This is a genomic window from Pseudomonas sp. NPDC087185 (assembly GCF_044744955.1).
Classification (GTDB): Bacteria; Pseudomonadota; Gammaproteobacteria; order Pseudomonadales; family Pseudomonadaceae; genus Aquipseudomonas.
In genome coordinates, this window is record NZ_JBIUZK010000008.1 from 117977 (window position 1) to 135023 (window position 17047).

Annotated in this window: 12 protein-coding genes; 4 read left to right on the plus strand and 8 right to left on the minus strand. The window is 64.6% G+C overall.

Going from position 1 to position 17047, the window contains the following annotated elements; all coding sequences use genetic code 11:
* Positions 1 to 30: 30 nt before the first annotated feature.
* The 6 genes from ACIPIJ_RS24385 to ACIPIJ_RS24410 form a co-directional block, all read right to left on the minus strand.
* Positions 31 to 2487 carry an EAL domain-containing protein gene (locus ACIPIJ_RS24385; RefSeq protein WP_401081610.1) on the minus strand — a complete coding sequence of 819 codons (2457 nt, stop codon included), beginning with the start codon at positions 2485 to 2487 and terminating at the stop codon, positions 31 to 33.
* Between the two features lie 159 nt (positions 2488 to 2646).
* Complete coding sequence (locus ACIPIJ_RS24390) at positions 2647 to 4479, minus strand: ABC transporter ATP-binding protein (protein WP_401081613.1); 1833 nt, start codon at positions 4477 to 4479, stop codon at positions 2647 to 2649.
* The gene (locus ACIPIJ_RS24395; RefSeq protein WP_401081616.1) at positions 4472 to 5104 is read right to left on the minus strand and encodes a DsbA family protein; all 633 of its coding nucleotides are present in this window, start codon (positions 5102 to 5104) and stop codon (positions 4472 to 4474) included. The genes ACIPIJ_RS24390 and ACIPIJ_RS24395 overlap by 8 nt, the downstream gene beginning before the upstream one ends.
* Positions 5105 to 5107: 3 nt before the next feature.
* Positions 5108 to 6040, minus strand: a complete 933-nt coding sequence (locus ACIPIJ_RS24400) for a rhodanese-related sulfurtransferase (RefSeq protein WP_401081619.1) — start codon at positions 6038 to 6040, stop codon at positions 5108 to 5110.
* Between the two features lie 109 nt (positions 6041 to 6149).
* On the minus strand, positions 6150 to 6449 hold the full coding sequence (locus ACIPIJ_RS24405; RefSeq protein ID WP_401081622.1) for a BolA family protein: 300 nt from the start codon (positions 6447 to 6449) through the stop codon (positions 6150 to 6152).
* Between the two features lie 10 nt (positions 6450 to 6459).
* Complete coding sequence (locus ACIPIJ_RS24410) at positions 6460 to 6984, minus strand: DUF2059 domain-containing protein (protein WP_401081625.1); 525 nt, start codon at positions 6982 to 6984, stop codon at positions 6460 to 6462.
* Between the two features lie 154 nt (positions 6985 to 7138).
* Between ACIPIJ_RS24410 and ACIPIJ_RS24415 the strand changes: the two genes are divergently transcribed.
* Complete coding sequence (locus ACIPIJ_RS24415; RefSeq protein WP_401081628.1) at positions 7139 to 8533, plus strand: class II fumarate hydratase; 1395 nt, start codon at positions 7139 to 7141, stop codon at positions 8531 to 8533.
* A 62-nt stretch (positions 8534 to 8595) separates the two neighbouring features.
* On the opposite strand, the gene ACIPIJ_RS24420 is transcribed toward ACIPIJ_RS24415, so the two are convergent.
* Together ACIPIJ_RS24420 and pap are read right to left on the minus strand one after the other, a co-directional pair.
* Positions 8596 to 9558, minus strand: coding sequence for a DMT family transporter (locus tag ACIPIJ_RS24420; RefSeq protein ID WP_401081630.1), 963 nt, complete (start codon positions 9556 to 9558; stop codon positions 8596 to 8598).
* A 114-nt stretch (positions 9559 to 9672) separates the two neighbouring features.
* Positions 9673 to 11166, minus strand: coding sequence for a polyphosphate:AMP phosphotransferase (pap, locus tag ACIPIJ_RS24425; protein WP_401081633.1), 1494 nt, complete (start codon positions 11164 to 11166; stop codon positions 9673 to 9675).
* A 113-nt stretch (positions 11167 to 11279) separates the two neighbouring features.
* On the opposite strand from pap, the gene mnmC reads away from it, so the two are divergent.
* From mnmC to ngg, 3 genes are all read left to right on the plus strand, one after another.
* On the plus strand, positions 11280 to 13247 hold the full coding sequence (gene mnmC, locus ACIPIJ_RS24430) for a bifunctional tRNA (5-methylaminomethyl-2-thiouridine)(34)-methyltransferase MnmD/FAD-dependent 5-carboxymethylaminomethyl-2-thiouridine(34) oxidoreductase MnmC (protein WP_401081636.1): 1968 nt from the start codon (positions 11280 to 11282) through the stop codon (positions 13245 to 13247).
* A gap of 190 nt (positions 13248 to 13437) precedes the next feature.
* The gene (locus tag ACIPIJ_RS24435; RefSeq protein WP_401081639.1) at positions 13438 to 15225 is read left to right on the plus strand and encodes an N-acetylglutaminylglutamine amidotransferase; all 1788 of its coding nucleotides are present in this window, start codon (positions 13438 to 13440) and stop codon (positions 15223 to 15225) included.
* Between the two features lie 3 nt (positions 15226 to 15228).
* Positions 15229 to 16974 carry an N-acetylglutaminylglutamine synthetase gene (gene ngg, locus ACIPIJ_RS24440; protein ID WP_401081642.1) on the plus strand — a complete coding sequence of 582 codons (1746 nt, stop codon included), beginning with the start codon at positions 15229 to 15231 and terminating at the stop codon, positions 16972 to 16974.
* Positions 16975 to 17047 lie beyond the last annotated feature (73 nt).

Below are 17047 nucleotides of genomic sequence, written 5' to 3' on the forward strand. Positions count from 1 at the left end.
CTTGATCCTTGTGATTTTGCGGACGTTTCTTCAGCGAAAAGTACCAGGCGCCCGATGCAGCAGGGGCCGTGCAGCTATCCGTTGCCGCTGCAGACTGTCACAGGTGAACACCTGCGGACGTTCGATCAGGTAGCCCTGGGCGTAATCCACGCCTATTTCCTGCAAGGCCTGCTCGATCAACGGTGTTTCGACGAACTCGGCAATGGTCCGCTTGCCCATGACGTGGCCGATGTGGTTGATCACCTCGACCATGGCACGGTTGACCGGGTCATCCAGCATATCTTTGACAAAACTTCCGTCGATCTTCAAGAAGTCGACGGGTAAATGTTTCAAATAAGCGAATGACGACATTCCGGCACAGAAGTCATCGAGGGAGAACTTGCAGCCCAGCCCTTTCAATTCATTCATGAATCGAATGGCGCTTCCCAGGTTCGAGATAGCGCTGGTTTCGGTGATCTCGAAGCAAATCAGCCGCGGCGGAATGGAATATTCGACGAACAGTCGCTGCAGGTACTCAAGAAACTTGTCATCGCCGATGCTCGTCCCCGACAGGTTGATCGCACACATCGACAGCGGCCCCTCGCGCCCCTCCTCCAGGCACTGGCGAATGACCTGAAACACGTTGCGCACCACCCAACGGTCGAGGGCGGTCATCAGGCCATAGCGCTCTGCCGCCGGGATGAAGCTGTCGGGCAGTATGGTGCGGCCACTTTCATCATGCAGGCGCAGCAGAATCTCGATATGGCCCGGCCCTTCGATGGCAGTGAGCGGGGCAATTTCCTGGGCATACAGGCAGAAGCGGTTTTCTTCCAATGCCACATGAAGGCGCTGGATCCAGGCCATTTCGCCGAAGCGCATGGACAGTTCGCTGTCGTCGGCGTGGTACACCTGAACCCGGTTGCGGCCCTTTTCCTTGGCCATGTAGCACGCCATGTCAGCAGCACGCAGGGAGGCCTCCAGCGTGGACGGGGCCTGCGCCATGTTCACCAGGCCAATACTGACGGTGGTCACGAACGGCCTGCCCTTCCACACGAAGTGCAGGCTTTGCACCGCCTGGCGCAGGCTCTCGGCGATACGCTCGGCCTGATCGGGCGGGCAGTTCTCCAGCAACACACCGAATTCGTCACCGCCCAGCCTGGCCAGGGTATCACCCTCGCGCAGCCCCGACTGCAACACCGCGCAAATATGCCGCAGCAGCTCGTCGCCGGCGGCATGCCCACAGGTATCGTTGACCAGCTTGAACTGGTCGAGGTCGAGGAACATCAGCGAGTGGCGCCCGGCCTGACGCACCAGGCCATTGAGCGCCTGCTCCAGGCGGTACTCGAACTCGCGGCGGTTGGCCAGGCCGGTCAGGGCGTCATGAGTGGCCTGCCAGGACAGGTTGGCGATGTACTGCCGCTCCTGGGTCATGTCGTGCAACACCAGCACGATGCCGGCCATCTGGCCGTCGTTGATGATCGGGGAGCCGACCAGGTTGATCGACACCGTGCTGCCGTCCAGCCGCTGGATCAGCCGGGCGTGTTCGGCACCCCCCTTGAGGCTGCCGCTGAGCACCTGCTCGAGCAAGCTGCCGCTGTCGTTCTCGGCCTGCTCGTCGACCAGGCTGAACAATGCCGTCAACGGCAGGCCCTGCGCCTGCCCTGCCTGCCAGTGGGTAAGTTGCTCGGCCGCCGGGTTCATGAACACGATGCAGCCTTCGACATCGGTGGTGATTACCGCGTCGCCGATGGCCTGCAGGGTGATCTGCGCCCGCTCCTTTTCTTCCTGCAGGGCGCTGGCAAAGGCTTGGCGCTGGGCCAGCAGCTTGCTCGAACGGCGCCAGGCGATGGTGATGAGGAACAGCGCGGTCAGCAGGTTGGTGATCAACAGCACCCGCAGCAGCATCCGCGAGCCCTCGCCCAAGGCATCACTGAAGGCCTTGGCGGCCGGGGTCACGCCTTCGTTGATGGCGACAATGCGCGCCCGCCACTCGCTGACCTGCCGGGGGCTCGCCTGCTGACTGGCAAAGCCGTCGCGCATGTCGCGGGCCAGCACATCCAGCTGGCCGAGGTAATCGTCACCGATGTTCCAGTAGGCGATGGCGGTCTGCATGTAGCTGATTTGGCGGAAGTTGCGGTAGAACCAGATGATGCGGTCAACATCGTCAGGGTGGTTGCCGCCCTGCAGGACGGCCTGGCGCGCCGCTTCCAGGTCTGGGTCGGGCTGCTCGAGCACCTCACGCAGCTGGTGGTCGCCCTGAGGCACACTGATGACCTGGCGATAACGCTGATAAGCGCTCTCGTCACCACTGTCGGCGTACAGGTTGAGGTAATAGATGGCATCTTTCTGGGCTTTCGACCACAAGCTTTCACCCGCGACATAGGCACGCACGGCCGACAGCGCATAAAGGCTGAGGCTGCCCAACAGGACCTGGAAGACTACAACGGCGATGAAGGGCCAGATGATACCCAGCAACCTTGGCGCCTCTAGCGTGCGATTTCCCTTCATGAAGTCCCTGTCACAGAGCAGATAAGGCTTGAATCAACCCAGACAAGCACAGCGTAGGCCATTTGCCATCTGTATGGAGGGAATTTTGTGACGGGAGATCGTAGTCGAATGCTTCGCGGGCATACCCGCGAATAGGCCTTCATAGCCAACACAACACTGTCAGGTCTGCTGCAAATGCCCATACAACTTGGCATACAGCCCACCGTCGGCAATCAGCTGCTGATGGTCGCCATCCTCGGCCACATGCCCACCATCAAAAACCAGCACCCGGTCGGCCTGCTTCACTGCGGACAGCCGGTGAGCGATGATCAGCGTGGTGCGGCCGCTTAGGAAGCGTGCCAGGGCCTGGTGCAGGTTGTACTCGGTGGCGGCGTCCAGCGCCGAGGTGGCCTCGTCGAGGATCACCACCTTGGGCTCGGCCAGGACCATGCGGGCAATGGCCAGGCGCTGGCGCTGGCCGCCGGACAGGCGCACGCCGGAGCGGCCGACCACGCTGTCCAGCCCTTGTGGCAAGGCGGCGATGGTGGCGTCCAGCTGGGCGATGCGCAGCGCCTGCCAGCAGGCCTCGTCCGTGCAATCGCGGCCCATGGTCAGGTTGGCGCGCACCGTGTCGTTGAACAACGAAGGGTGCTGCAGCACCACCGCTACATTTTCCCGCAAGGTCTCCAGGCCGATTTCCTGCAGGCTGGCACCGCCAAAGCGGATGGTCCCGGCCTGGGCGCTGTACAGGCCCAGCAGCAACTGCACCAGCGTGCTCTTGCCGCCGCCACTGGCACCGACGATGGCGACCTTTTCGCCGGGGGCGATGGACAGGTCGAGGTGCTCGAGCACCGGCTCGTCGGCATAGGCGAAGCGCAGGTCGCGCACATCGATACCCACCGTATCGCGGCCGGCGAACGGGTCGCTGGCCGCCGGGTACTGCGGCTCGTCATCACGCGCCAGCAACTCGTTGAGCCGGCTCAGCGCGCCACCGGCGGCGTAATAGGCATATTGCAGGTTGAGCAGTTGCTCGACCGGGCCGATCATGAACCACAGGTAGCTGAACACCGCCAACATCTGCCCGATCGACAGGTCGGAGAACAGCACCGTCAGCATCGCTGCGGCGCGGAAGATGTCGATACCAAACTGGAACAACAGGCCACTGGCACGGCCGCTGGCGTCGCTCTTCCACTGCGAATCCACGGCGTAGTCGCGCACTTCACGGGCACGCACGCCCAGGCGGCCGAGGAAGTAACCCTGACGGTTGCCGGCGCGGACTTCCTGGATGGCATCGAGGGTTTCCGCCAGCGCCTGGGTAAAGCGCGCGGTGCTGTCGTTTTCGAGCTTTTTGAGGTGCTTGACGCGTTTGCCCAACTGCACGGTGAAGTAGATCACCAGCGGGTTGAACAGCAGGATCAGCAAGGCCAGCTGCCAGTGCATCCAGATCAGGATCGCCGCGGTGCCGGTCAGGGTCAGCATGGCCACCAGGAAGCGGCTCAAGGTCTCACCGACGAACTTGTCGAGGGTGTCCAGGTCGGTGACCAGGTGAGTAGTCACGGTACCGCTGCCGAGGCTTTCGTATTCTTTCAGCGAGATACGCTTGAGCCGCTCGATCAGGCGAATGCGCAGGCGGTACACGATGTCCTTGGCAAGGCCGGCGAACAGCTTGGCCTGGACCACGTTGAATGCCAGTGCGAACAGGCGCAGGCACAGCGTGGCCACCAGCATCAGGCCGATATAACCGGCCGCCACCTGCCAGCCGCTGGGCAGCAGGTGGTTCATGAACTTGAGCGCGCCATCGCCATGGCCGAGCAGCACTTCGTCGACCAGCAACGGCAGCAGCAACGGGATCGGCACGCTGCAACAGGCAGCGAGCACGGCAATCAGGTTGGCGGTCCAGAGGTTTTTCTTGTGGTGCAGCGCCAGGCGGCGGATTTCCGCCCAGCTCAGGCGATCGGGCACAGCAGCGGGCTTCCCTGGCACCGGGTCGGGCGACCCCGGCAAATCAAGCACAGGCGGCCTGCTGTAGCCAGCGGCCAAGCAAGGGTTGCAGGCTCTCCAGCGGCTGGTAGCCGTTGGTCAGCAGGGCCAGCTGCCCGTTGCGCTCGGCCAGCAGGGTCGGGAAGCCGGCGATACCGAGGTCCTGCACCCAGCTGAAATCGGCAGCCGTGGCAGCACGGGTATCGGCTCGGGTAAGGGCGTCGGCAAAGGCGGCGCGATCGAACCCGGCCTGCTCGGCCAGGTCGACCAACTGCGGTGCGGTGGTGACGTCCACGCCCTGCTCGTAGAACGAACGTTGGATCAGCTTCAGCAGCGGCCAGACGCCTTCGGCGCACAGCTCGCGGGCGGCAACCAGGGCGCGGCAGGCCGGCTCGGTGTCGTAGACAAAGCCATCGGGCATGGCGCCTTCGAAACGGAACGGCTGGCCGGTGGCCTCGGCCACCGCCTGCCAATGCTCGAGGATGTACTTGCGGGTCGAGGCATCCAGCGCGCTACCACCGCTGCGCAGGCCACCCGGCACCAGCTGGGTGGCCACGCCCGCTTCACGCGCCTGGGCGATCAGGGCCTCGGCCACGGGTGCGAACCCCCAGCACCAGGAGCACATCGGGTCCATCACATAGAGCAGGCGTGCAGTCATGCATCAGGCCTCGGCTTTGTAGTTGTAACCGATCGGGTGCGGCAGGTTGCGGGCCTTGGCCAGCTCGATCTGCTTCTGCCGGTCGATGGCGCTGCGCCGGGTCTTCTCGCTCAGGCTGTCCCAGCAGTGCGGGCAGCTTACACCTGGCGAATAGTGCTCGGACGCACGCTCCTGCGCGTTGATCGGGTGGCGGCAGGCGTGGCACTGGTCGTACTCGCCTTCGCTCAGGTCATGGCGCACCGTCACGCGGTTGTCGAAGACGAAGCAGTCGCCGTCCCACAGGCTTTCTTCCTGAGGCACTTCCTCGAAGTATTTCAGGATGCCGCCCTTAAGATGATAGACCGCCTCATAGCCTTCACCGAGCATGTAGCTGGAGGCTTTTTCACAACGAATGCCACCGGTGCAGAACATGGCGACCTTCTTGTGCTTGCTCGGGTCGAAGTTGGCCTTGATGTACTCGGGGAACTCGCGGAAGGTTTCGGTCTTCGGGTCGATGGCGCCCTTGAAGGTGCCGATGGCCACTTCGTAGTCGTTGCGGGTGTCGATCAGAAGCACTTCCGGGTCGCTGATCAGGGCGTTCCAGTCCTTGGGGTCGACATAGGTGCCGACGGCCTGGTTGGGGTCCACGCCCTCCACGCCAAGGGTGACGATCTCTTTCTTCAGCTTGACCTTGGTGCGGTAGAACGGCTGCTCGTCGCAGTAGGACTCTTTATGGTCGACGTCGACCAGGCGCGGGTCGTTGCGCAGCCAGGCAAGCAGGCCGTCGATGCCTTCGCGGGTGGCCGAGACGGTACCGTTGATGCCTTCTTTGGCCAGCAGCAAGGTGCCTTTGACGCCGTTGTCGGCCATGGCCTTGAGCAGCGGCTCACGCAGCTCGACGTAGTCTTCCAGGGTGACGAACTTGTACAGCGCCGCCACGACGATAGCTTGGGACATGAATTCGGTTCTCCAGGTGGTCACCCTCGTAAGGGGCGGACCGGAATGACAAATAAAAACGCGCCGACAAGCGGCGCGTGGTGCAGTTTACCAGAATGACCGAAAGGATTCAGTGCTTGCCGCCACCTGCGCACACCGGCGAGGCTGGCGCCACGCCCACCTTGGCCCATTCTTCGGCCGTATAGGTGTGGATCGCCAGGGCGTGGATTTCGCCCATCAGCTCACCCATGGTGGCGTAGACCTTCTGGTGGCGCTTGACGCTGTTGAGCCCGGCAAACTGCTCGCTGACGATCACCGCCTTGTAGTGGGTTTCCTGGCCACGGCTGTGCATGTGGCTTTCGTTGAGCACTTCAAGGTGCTGCGGTGCCAGCGTGGCCAGCTGCTGCTCGATGCGTTGCTGCATGGTCATCGGGTGTTACTCACTTCTTCGCCGGGGCGGCAGCCTTGCCGGCATTCGGGTCAAGCTCTTTGGTCATGTCTTCAAGCAGCTTGTTCACCACCGGCACTGCCGGCTCCAGGCTCTGCTGGGTCAGCTGAGCCGACTGTTGGGTGACCTTGGGCATCTGGGTCAGGACTTTCTTGCCCAGGGGCGACTCGTAGAACTTGACCAGGTCCTTGAGCTCCTGCTCGGTGAAGGTCTGGGTGTACAAGTCGACCATCTTAGGCTTCAGCTTGTTCCAGCCGATGGCGCTGTCCAGTGCGGCGTTGGCCTTGGCCTGGTAGCTTTCCAGCACCTTCTGCTTGGCGGCCGGAGCCTTGGTCTGGGCAAAGCGCTCGGCGAACATCTGCTGGACCTGCATGTACACCGGGGTGCCCAGCTTGTCAGCGTGGGCCAGGGTCAGGAATTTCTCGGCGGCAGCGTTGTGGCTGGCGGTGGCAGCGAGTACCTGGCCGCTGGCACAGGCCAGGGCTACGGCAGCACAGAGGACACGGAGACGGGTCATTGCATTTCCTTCAAGGAGGGGAGGCGGTACCTCAGGGTAGAGCATTCTGCTCCTGCAAAGGCGCAGCGCTCAAGTGGCACGACGAGCGATTGAACCGCTCGTTCGCATGAGGGCCTAAACTGCTGATTCTGACTGACACAGGAGTGAATGCAGCATGAGCCGTATCGAGACAGACAGCCTGGGCGCGGTCGAAGTTCCTGAAAACGCCTACTGGGGCGCGCAGACCCAACGCTCGCTGATCAACTTTGCCATTGGCAAGGAACGCATGCCGCTCGCGGTGCTGCACGCCCTGGCGCTGATCAAGAAGGCCGCTGCGCGCGTCAACGACCGCAACGGTGACCTCCCGGCCGACATTGCCCGACTGATCGAACAGGCCGCCGACGAAGTGCTCGATGGCGAGCATAACGACCAGTTTCCGCTCGTCGTCTGGCAGACCGGCAGCGGCACTCAAAGCAACATGAACGTGAACGAGGTGATTGCCGGGCGGGCCAACGAACTGGCCGGCCAGGGCCGCGGCGGCAAGGCGCCGGTGCACCCCAACGACCACGTCAACCGCTCGCAAAGTTCCAACGACTGCTTCCCCACCGCCATGCACATTGCCGCCGCGCAGGCCGTGCAGGAGCAACTGCTGCCGGCCATCGCCGAGCTGTCCTCGGGCCTGGCCGAACTGTCGGCGCGCCACCACAAGCTGGTCAAGACCGGCCGCACGCACATGATGGACGCCACGCCGATCACCTTCGGCCAGGAGGTTTCAGCCTTCGTCGCCCAGCTCGACTACGCCCAGCGCGCCATCCGCGCCACCTTGCCGGCGGTGTGCGAGCTGGCCCAGGGTGGCACCGCCGTGGGCACCGGTCTGAATGCTCCGCATGGTTTTGCCGAGGCCATTGCTGCCGAGCTGGCTGCGCTGTCCGGCTTGCCGTTTGTCACAGCGCCGAACAAGTTCGCCGCCCTCGCTGGCCATGAGCCGCTGACCAGCCTGGCCGGCGCCCTCAAGACGTTGGCGGTGGCCTTGATGAAAATTGCCAACGACCTGCGCTTGCTGGGCTCCGGGCCACGCGCCGGGCTGGCCGAGGTGCGCCTGCCGGCCAACGAGCCGGGCAGCTCGATCATGCCGGGCAAGGTCAACCCGACCCAGTGCGAGGCGCTGTCGATGCTGGCCTGCCAGGTGCTCGGCAATGACGCCGCGATCGGCTTTGCCGCAAGCCAGGGCCACTTGCAACTGAACGTGTTCAAGCCCGTGATCATCCACAACCTGCTGCAGTCGATCGAACTGCTGGCCGATGGCTGTCGCAACTTCCAGCAGCATTGCGTGGCCGGGATCGAGCCGGATGCCGAGCAGATGGCGGCGCACCTGGAGCGTGGGTTGATGCTGGTGACGGCGCTGAACCCGCATATCGGCTATGACAAGGCGGCGGAGATTGCCAAGAAGGCCTACAGCGAGGGCAAGACCCTGCGTGAGGCAGCGCTGGAGCTGAACTACCTGACCAATGAGCAGTTCGATCAGTGGGTGAGGCCGGAGAACATGCTGGCACCCGGCGGCAAGGGCTGATTGATCGGCTGGTGCTTGAGGCCTTATCGCCGGCTTGCCGGCGATAAGGCCGGAACAGCCAATCAACCCATCTGAGCCAAGCGCGCCCTCCTCGCCCGCCAGCCGGCCACCAGCGACGGCCCCAAGGCCACCAGCGACGACCCCAGCACCACCGTCACCGCCCCCACATACCCCAGGGCATTGATGTCCTCGGCCTGTACATAGTCCGGCCACACCCAGGCCGCAATCGCCACCGCTACAAAGGTGACCAGCGGCGTCAGCGCAAGCGTCGCACTCACCCGCGACGCCTCCCAATGCGCCAGCGCCTCGGCAAACGCCCCGTAGGCCACCAGCGTGTTCAGGCAGCAGGCCAGCAGTAGCCAGCCTTGCAGCGGCGTCAACTGCAGCGCTTCCAGCGGATGCACCCAGGGCGTCAGCAACGCCGCGCAGCTGAGGTAGATGACCATCATCACCTGCTGCGAATGCCAGACCGTCAGCAGCTGCTTCTGGCTCAGGGCATAGAACACCCAGATGCTGGTGGCCAGCAGAATGGTCAGCACCCCGGTAGTGTAGGCACCCAACGAGGTCAGCAACTCGTCCAGACGCTGATTGAAGAACAGGCCGAAACCACCCAGCAGAACCACCAACCCCAGCCCTTGGCCCAGGCTGAAGCGTTCCTTGAATACGAACACGCTGGCCACCAGCAGCAGCACTGGGCCAATCTGCACCACCAGTTGCGCCGTACCAGGGCTGAGCAGCTTGAGGCCGATCAGGTAGAGCACGTAGTTGCCCATCAGCCCGCACACGGCTACGACTACCAGGCCTTTGCCCCTGGGGCCGAGATTGGCGAACGAAGGCAAGCGCCGCTTGGCCGCCAGCCAGGCGAACAGCAGGCTGCCCGACACCAGTAGGCGGTACCAGGTGACCGTCACCGGGTCGACCACCTGCAACACTTGCTTGAGCTTGATTGGCAAAATGCCCCAGAGCAGCGCGGTCAGCAGCGCCAGGAACAGGCCATAGCCCCAGCGTCCGGAAGTGATGTGCATGAAGTCCTCGATCGATCCCGTGGTGGGGGTACCTGGATTCTAAGGGCTTGCTGCCTGCCACCGGGGAAAAAACCACAGAAAAGAATTCATCAGGTCATTCACGCTGGGCATGCCTCACTTCTTGTCCTTGGCAAACGCCGCTTCCAACGCCTCGTTGATGGTGCGCAACACTTTCACCCGCGCCCAGCGCTTGTCGTTGGCCTCGACCAAGGTCCAGGGCGCGATCTCGGTGCTGGTACGGTCGACCATGTCGCCGACCGCATCCACATACAGGTCCCACTTCTCGCGGTTGCGCCAGTCGTCTTCGGTGATCTTGTAGCGCTTGAACGGGATCTGCTCGCGCTCCTCGAAACGCTCCAGCTGGGTCTGCTGGTCGATCGCCAGCCAGAACTTCACCACCACCACGCCGGCGTTGACCAGTTGCTCCTCGAAATCGTTGATTTCGCCATACGCGCGCATCCAGTCGGCCGGGGTGCAAAAACCTTCGATGCGCTCCACCAGCACCCGCCCGTACCAGGAGCGGTCGAAGATGGTGAACTTGCCACGCGCCGGGATATGCCGCCAGAAACGCCACAGATACGGCTGTGCGCGCTCTTCTTCGGTGGGCGCGGCGATCGGCACGATGCGGTACTGGCGCGGGTCGAGCGCGGCGGCGACGCGGCGGATGGCGCCGCCCTTGCCGGCTGCATCATTACCCTCGAAGGCCGCCACCAGGGCGTGCCGGCGCATATGCTTGTGGCGCAGCAGGCCAGCCAGGCGGGCCTGCTCGGTCACCAACTGCTCCTGGTAGTCGTGCTTGTCCAGGCGCACGGTCATGTCCAGCGCGCCAAGCAGGCTGCGCTGGTCGATGCTGCGGCCCAGCGGCGCGATGTTGCCGTGGTGCTTGCCCTTGGGGTTGACGGCCAGCGCGGCCTGCAGGCTTTCCAGCAGGATGCGGCCCACGGCCAGGCTGCGGTAGTACGGGTCGGCGCCTTCAACGATGTGCCAGGGCGCATAGTCGCGGCTGGTGCGGCGCAACACGCGCTCACCAAAGCGCACGAAGCGGTCGTAGGTTTCCGACTGCTGCCAGTCCAGCGGGCTGATGCGCCAGCTGTGCAGCGGGTCGTCCTTGAGCGCCTTGAGCCGCGCCTTCATCTGCTTCTTGGACAGGTGAAACCAGAACTTGATGACCAGCGCGCCTTCGTCGCAGAGCATCTGCTCCAGGCGCTCGGCACCGGCAATGGCCTGGTCGAGCACGGCATCCTTGAACAGCCCGTGCACCCGGCCCTGAAGCATCTGGCTGTACCAATTGCCGAAAAACACGCCCATCCGCCCTTTCGGCGGCAGCGCCCGCCAGTAGCGCCAGGCCGGAGGTCGGGCCAGCTCTTCGTCGGTCTGCTGGTCGAAGGTGAGCACGTCGATCATGCGAGGGTCCATCCACTCGTTGAGCAGTTTGACCGTTTCACCCTTGCCGGCGCCCTCGATGCCATTGATCAACACGATCACCGGGAAGCGCGACTGCTGCTTGAGTTCGTACTGGGCTTCGAGCAGGGCCTCGCGCAGGGCGGGCTCTTCTGCCTCGAAGATTTCCTTGTCGATGCTGTGGCCGATTTCGGCGGATTCGAACATGCACTGGCTCCTTCAATGGATAAGCAAGACTAGCGGATTTGTAACCGGCCTGTAGCCCTGCGCAAAACCTGCGGATGGCATAAAATCCCTCATCCGCTGCAAACGAGCCAACCATGTCCACCCTCCTCCAGCATGCCCAGATCGACTGGGACGACCAGGGCCGCCCCCATTCGCGGCATTACGACGATGTGTACTTCGCCGTCAACGAAGGTATCGAAGAAACCAAACACGTCTTCCTCGGCCAGACCCGTCTGGCCGAACGCTTCGCTGACCTGGCCCCGCACGCTTGCCTGGTGATCGGCGAAACCGGTTTTGGCACCGGCATGAACTTTTTCTGCGCCTGGCAGCTGTTCGACGCACACGCACACGCCGACGCCCGCCTGCATTTTGTCAGCGTCGAAAAATACCCGCTCGGGCGCGACGACATGGCCAGGGCGGTGGGCCTGTGGCCAGCGCTGAGCGCCTACACCGAGCCACTGCTTGAGCAGTACGTGGCCGTGCACCCGGGGTTCCAGCAGTTCACGTTCGCTAACGGCCGGGTCACCCTGACCCTGTTGATTGGCGATGCGTTGGAACAGTTGCCGCAGCTCGATGCCCGCATCGACGTGTGGTTCCTCGATGGCTTCGCCCCGGCCAAGAACCCCGACATGTGGACCCCGGAGCTATTCGCGCAACTGGCACGGCTGTCGCACCCGAACACCGTGCTGGGTACCTTCACCACCACTGGCTGGGTGCGACGCAGCCTGATCGAGGCCGGCTTCGCCATGAAGAAGGTGCCGGGCATCGGCAAGAAGTGGGAGGTGATGAGCGGCGTCTACACCGGGCCGTCAGCCCCGCCGCCGCACGCGCCCTGGTATGGGCGTGCGCGCAGTGACGAGGGGCCGCGCCAGGCACTGGTGATCGGTGCCGGGTTGGCGGGCAGTGCCAGTGCCGCCAGCCTGGCCAGACGCGGCTGGCAAGTGACGGTACTGGAGCGCCACGATGCCCCTGCGCGAGAGGCCTCCGGCAACCCGCAAGGGGTGCTGTACCTCAAGCTGTCCGCCCATGGCACCGCCCTTTCGCAGATGATCCTGTCCGGCTTCGGCTACACCCGACGGCAACTTCAGCAGTTGCCGCGCGGGCTGGACTGGGACGACTGCGGCGTTCTGCAACTGGCCTTCGACAGCAAAGAGGCCGAACGCCAGGGCAAACTCGCCGAGGCCTTTGAAAGCAGCCTGCTGCGCACCTTGCCGCGTGAGGAAGCCGAAGCCATTGCCGGCGTCGCGCTGCCTGCGGGTGGCCTGTTCTATCCGGAAGGCGGCTGGGTACACCCCCCGGCGTTGTGCCAGGCACAACTGAACCACCCGAACATTCGGCTGCTGGCTCACCGCGAAGTCGTCGAACTGCGCAAAGTCGATGGCCAGTGGCAAGCGTGGGATGGCGAGCAACTGCTGGCCAGTGCACCGCTGGTGGTACTGGCCGGGGCCGCCGATGTGAAACGTTTTGAAGCCTGTGCGCAACTGCCACTCAAGCGCATCCGTGGGCAGATCACTCGCCTGCCAGTGACCGAGGGCAGCCGGGTGCTGGGTACCGTGGTGTGCGCCGAGGGCTATGTGGCGCCGCCACGGGGCGACGAGCATACCCTGGGCGCCAGTTTCGACTTCCACAGCGATGACCTGGCGCCGACCGTGGCCGAGCACCAGGGCAACCTTACGCTGCTGGATGAAATCTCCACTGACCTGGCGCAGCGCCTTGGCCGTGCGACTCTGCACCCTGAGCAGTTGCAGGGACGCGCGGCATTTCGTTGCACCAGCCCGGACTACCTGCCGATTGTCGGGCCCATCGCCGACCCTGCTGCGTTTGCCCAAGCCTATGCCGCATTGAGCAAGGATGCGCGACAGGTGCCTGAAGTGCCCTGCCCTTGGCTGGAGGGGTTGTACGTGAACAGTGGCCATGGGTCGCGGGGCTTGATCACGGCGCCGCTCTCGGGCGAATTGATTGCAGCGTGGGCCAGTGGCGAGCCCCTGCCGTTACCTCGGGCGGTGGCGCAGGCGTGCCATCCGAACCGCTTTGCGTTGCGCACATTGATTCGTGGTAAATGACTGATAACTGGGGCCGCTTTGCGGCCCTTCGCGGGCAAGCCCGCTCCCACAGGTTCTGCTCCGGCTTTAGGTTCAGCTGCGCTGCATATAACAGATTGATCTAAAACTCTCGCAAATCGCTCAGGTCAGTTCCTTACAGGTGCCCTAATCCGGGGCACTGATTCCCCAACGGAAAAACCGGTAAGGACCTATGTGCGGATTAGCAGGAGAGTTGCGTTTCACCCCCCTCGACCAAGCCCCTCGCCCGGCGGACCTCGCCGCGGTAGAGCGCATGACCCATCACCTGGCGCCCCGCGGCCCCGACGCCTGGGGCTTCCATAGCCTGGGCCCGATCGCCCTCGGCCACCGCCGGTTGAAAATCATGGACCTGTCCGATGGCTCGGCGCAGCCCATGGTCGACAACACGCTGGGCCTGTCGCTGGCCTTCAACGGTGCCATCTACAACTTCCCCGAACTGCGCCAGGAGCTGCAGGACCTGGGCTACAGCTTCTGGTCCGACGGTGACACCGAGGTATTGCTCAAGGGCTACCACGCCTGGGGCGCCGCCTTGCTGCCCAAGCTCAACGGCATGTTCGCCCTGGCCATCTGGGAGCGCGACAACCAGCGCCTGTTCCTGGCCCGCGACCGCCTGGGCGTCAAGCCGCTGTACCTGTCGCGCAACGGCGAGCGGTTGCGTTTTGCCTCTACCCTGCCGGCGCTGCTCAAAGGCGGCGACATCGACCCGATGATCGACCCGGTGGCGCTCAACCACTACCTGAACTTCCACGCCGTGGTGCCGGCGCCGCGCACCTTGCTGGCCAACGTGCAGAAGCTCGAACCCGGCACCTGGATGCGCATCGACCGCCACGGTGAAGTCGAACGCCAGACCTGGTGGCAACTGCACTACGGCCCAAACCCGGACGAGCGCGAACTTGACCTGGAAGGCTGGACCACCCGCGTGCTCGACGCCACCCGCGACGCCGTGGCCATCCGCCAACGTGCCGCCGTGGATGTCGGTGTGCTGTTGTCTGGCGGTGTCGACTCCAGTCTGCTGGTCGGCCTGCTGCGTGACGTGGGCGTGGACGACCTGTCGACCTTCTCCATCGGCTTCGAGGATGCCGGCGGCGAGCGCGGCGACGAATTCCAGTACTCCGACCTGATCGCCAAGCACTACGGCACCCGCCACCACCAGTTGCGCATCGCCGAAAGCGAAATCATCGAACAGCTGCCAGCCGCATTCCGCGCCATGAGCGAACCGATGGTCAGCCACGATTGCATCGCCTTCTACCTGCTGTCGCGGGAAGTGGCCAAGCACTGCAAGGGCGTGCAGAGCGGCCAGGGCGCCGACGAACTGTTTGCCGGCTACCACTGGTACCCGCAGGTGGACGGCGCCGAGGATGCCTTCGGCGCCTACCGGGATGCCTTCTTCGACCGCAGCCACGCCGAGTACCGCGACACCGTGCAGGCCCCCTGGCTGCTGGAAACGGATGCCGCCGGCGATTTCGTCCGTGAACACTTCGCCCGCCCCGGCGCCGCCGATGCCGTGGACAAGGCGCTGCGCCTGGACAGCACGGTGATGCTGGTGGACGACCCGGTCAAACGCGTCGACAACATGACCATGGCCTGGGGCCTGGAGGCGCGCACGCCGTTCCTCGACTACCGCCTGGTGGAGCTGTCGGCACGCATCCCAGCACGCTTCAAGCTGCCGGACGGCGGCAAGCAGGTGCTCAAGCAGGCCGCGCGCCGGGTGATCCCGCATGAGGTGATCGATCGCAAGAAAGGCTACTTCCCGGTGCCCGGCCTCAAGCACCTGCAAGGCGCCACCCTGGACTGGGTGCGCGAACTGCTGACCGACCCCAGCCAGGACCGCGGCCTGTTCAACCCGGCCATGCTCGACCGCCTGCTGAGCAACCCGCACGGCCAACTGACCCCGCTGCGCGGCTCCAAGCTGTGGCAGCTGGCGGCGCTGAACCTGTGGCTCAGCGAACAAGGAATCTGACCCATGAAGCCCCATGAAATCGCTTACGGTCAGCGCCTGCTGCGAGGCCAGACGCCGTCCTACGAGCGCCTGCAGGCGCGCCTGGCCGGCGACGGCAGCGAGCCCCACGACCAGCCGCGTGCCCTGCATTGCGGCTGGGGGCGGCTGCTGATCGGCCACACCTACCCGGACCCGGCAAGCCTTGCCGAGGCACTGCAGGAGGAGCGCCCCGGCGAGCGCGACATCGCCCTGTACGTGGCCGCGCCGCAGCAGTTGCTGGCGCAGGCACCGCATCAGCTGTTCCTCGACCCCTCCGACACCCTGCGCCTGTGGTTCACCGACTATCGCCAGGCGCAGCGTGTGTTCCGCGGCTTTCGCATCCGCCGGGCGCAGAGCGACGCCGACTGGCAGGCGATCAACGGCCTGTACCAGGCGCGGGGCATGCTGCCGATCCAACCCGAGCTGCTGACCCCACGCCACCTGGGCGGCCCGGTGTACTGGCTGGCCGAGGACGAAGACAGCCACGCGGTGATCGGCAGCGTGATGGGCCTGAACCACAGCAAGGCGTTTGACGACCCCGAGCACGGCAGCAGCCTGTGGTGCCTGGCCGTGGACCCGCACTGCACCCGCCCCGGCGTGGGCGAGGTGCTAGTGCGCCACCTGATCGAGCACTTCATGAGCCGCGGCCTGGCCTACCTGGACCTGTCCGTGCTGCATGACAACCGCCAGGCCAAGCGGCTGTACGAAAAACTCGGTTTTCGCAACCTGCCCACCTTCGCGGTCAAGCGCAAGAACGGCATCAACCAGCAACTGTTTCTCGGCCCCGGCCCCGAGGCCGGGCTCAACCCCTATGCGCGGATCATCGTCGATGAGGCCTACCGGCGTGGCATCGAGGTACAGGTGGACGACGCTGCCGCCGGGCTGTTCACCCTCAGCCTCGGCGGGCGTCGGGTGCGCTGCCGCGAGTCGTTGAGCGACCTGACCAGCGCAGTCAGCATGACCCTCTGCCAGGACAAGCGCCTGACCCAACAGGCCCTGCACAACGCCGGGCTGTCGGTACCCGTGCAGCAGCTGGCCGGCAATGCCGACGACAACCTGGCATTTCTCGACGAGCACGGCGCCGTGGTGGTCAAGCCGGTGGACGGTGAGCAGGGCCAGGGCGTGGCGGTCAACCTGACCACGTATGACGAAGTCAGCCAGGCCATCGAACACGCCCGCCGCTTCGACAGCCGCGTGCTGCTGGAAAGTTTCCACCCCGGCCAGGACTTGCGCATCCTGGTGATCGGCCATGAAGTGGTGGCCGCCGCCATCCGCCACCCGGCGCAGGTGGTCGCCGACGGGAAGCACAGTGTCAAGGTGCTGATCGAAGCCCAGAGCCGTCGTCGCCAGGCCGCGACCGGGGGCGAAAGCCGCATTCCGCTGGACGACGAGACCGAGCGCACGCTGCGCGATGCCGGCCTCGACTACAGCAGCGTGCTGCCCGCCGGCACGCGTCTAGCCGTGCGCCGCACCGCCAACCTGCACACCGGCGGCACGCTGGAAGATGTGACCGAGCGGCTGCACCCGGTACTGGCCGATGCGGCTGTGCGCGCTGCACGGGCACTGGATATTCCGGTGGTGGGCCTGGACCTGATGGTGCGTGATGCCCAGCACCCGGATTACGTGATCATCGAGGCCAACGAGCGGGCCGGGTTGGCCAACCATGAACCGCAGCCAACGGCGGAGCGCTTTGTCGACCTGCTGTTCCCGCATAGCCGGGCGTTGGCGTGAATCAATGATGGCCTCTTCGCGGGACCAGCCCGCTCCCACAGATTGGCTCTGGGCTTTAGGGCCACAGTGAACC

Excerpts from the sequence above, each read along its gene's own strand:
- ACIPIJ_RS24385 (WP_401081610.1), bottom strand. The coding sequence starts at position 2,487 with ATGAAGGGAAATCGCACGCTAGAGGCGCCAAGGTTGCTGGGTATCATC.
- ACIPIJ_RS24395 (WP_401081616.1), bottom strand. The coding sequence starts at position 5,104 with ATGACTGCACGCCTGCTCTATGTGATGGACCCGATGTGCTCCTGGTGC.
- ACIPIJ_RS24400 (WP_401081619.1), bottom strand. The coding sequence starts at position 6,040 with ATGTCCCAAGCTATCGTCGTGGCGGCGCTGTACAAGTTCGTCACCCTG.
- ACIPIJ_RS24405 (WP_401081622.1), bottom strand. The coding sequence starts at position 6,449 with ATGACCATGCAGCAACGCATCGAGCAGCAGCTGGCCACGCTGGCACCG.
- ACIPIJ_RS24410 (WP_401081625.1), bottom strand. The coding sequence starts at position 6,984 with ATGACCCGTCTCCGTGTCCTCTGTGCTGCCGTAGCCCTGGCCTGTGCC.
- ACIPIJ_RS24415 (WP_401081628.1), top strand. The coding sequence starts at position 7,139 with ATGAGCCGTATCGAGACAGACAGCCTGGGCGCGGTCGAAGTTCCTGAA.
- ACIPIJ_RS24420 (WP_401081630.1), bottom strand. The coding sequence starts at position 9,558 with ATGCACATCACTTCCGGACGCTGGGGCTATGGCCTGTTCCTGGCGCTG.
- pap (WP_401081633.1), bottom strand. The coding sequence starts at position 11,166 with ATGTTCGAATCCGCCGAAATCGGCCACAGCATCGACAAGGAAATCTTC.
- mnmC (WP_401081636.1), top strand. The coding sequence starts at position 11,280 with ATGTCCACCCTCCTCCAGCATGCCCAGATCGACTGGGACGACCAGGGC.
- ACIPIJ_RS24435 (WP_401081639.1), top strand. The coding sequence starts at position 13,438 with ATGTGCGGATTAGCAGGAGAGTTGCGTTTCACCCCCCTCGACCAAGCC.
- ngg (WP_401081642.1), top strand. The coding sequence starts at position 15,229 with ATGAAGCCCCATGAAATCGCTTACGGTCAGCGCCTGCTGCGAGGCCAG.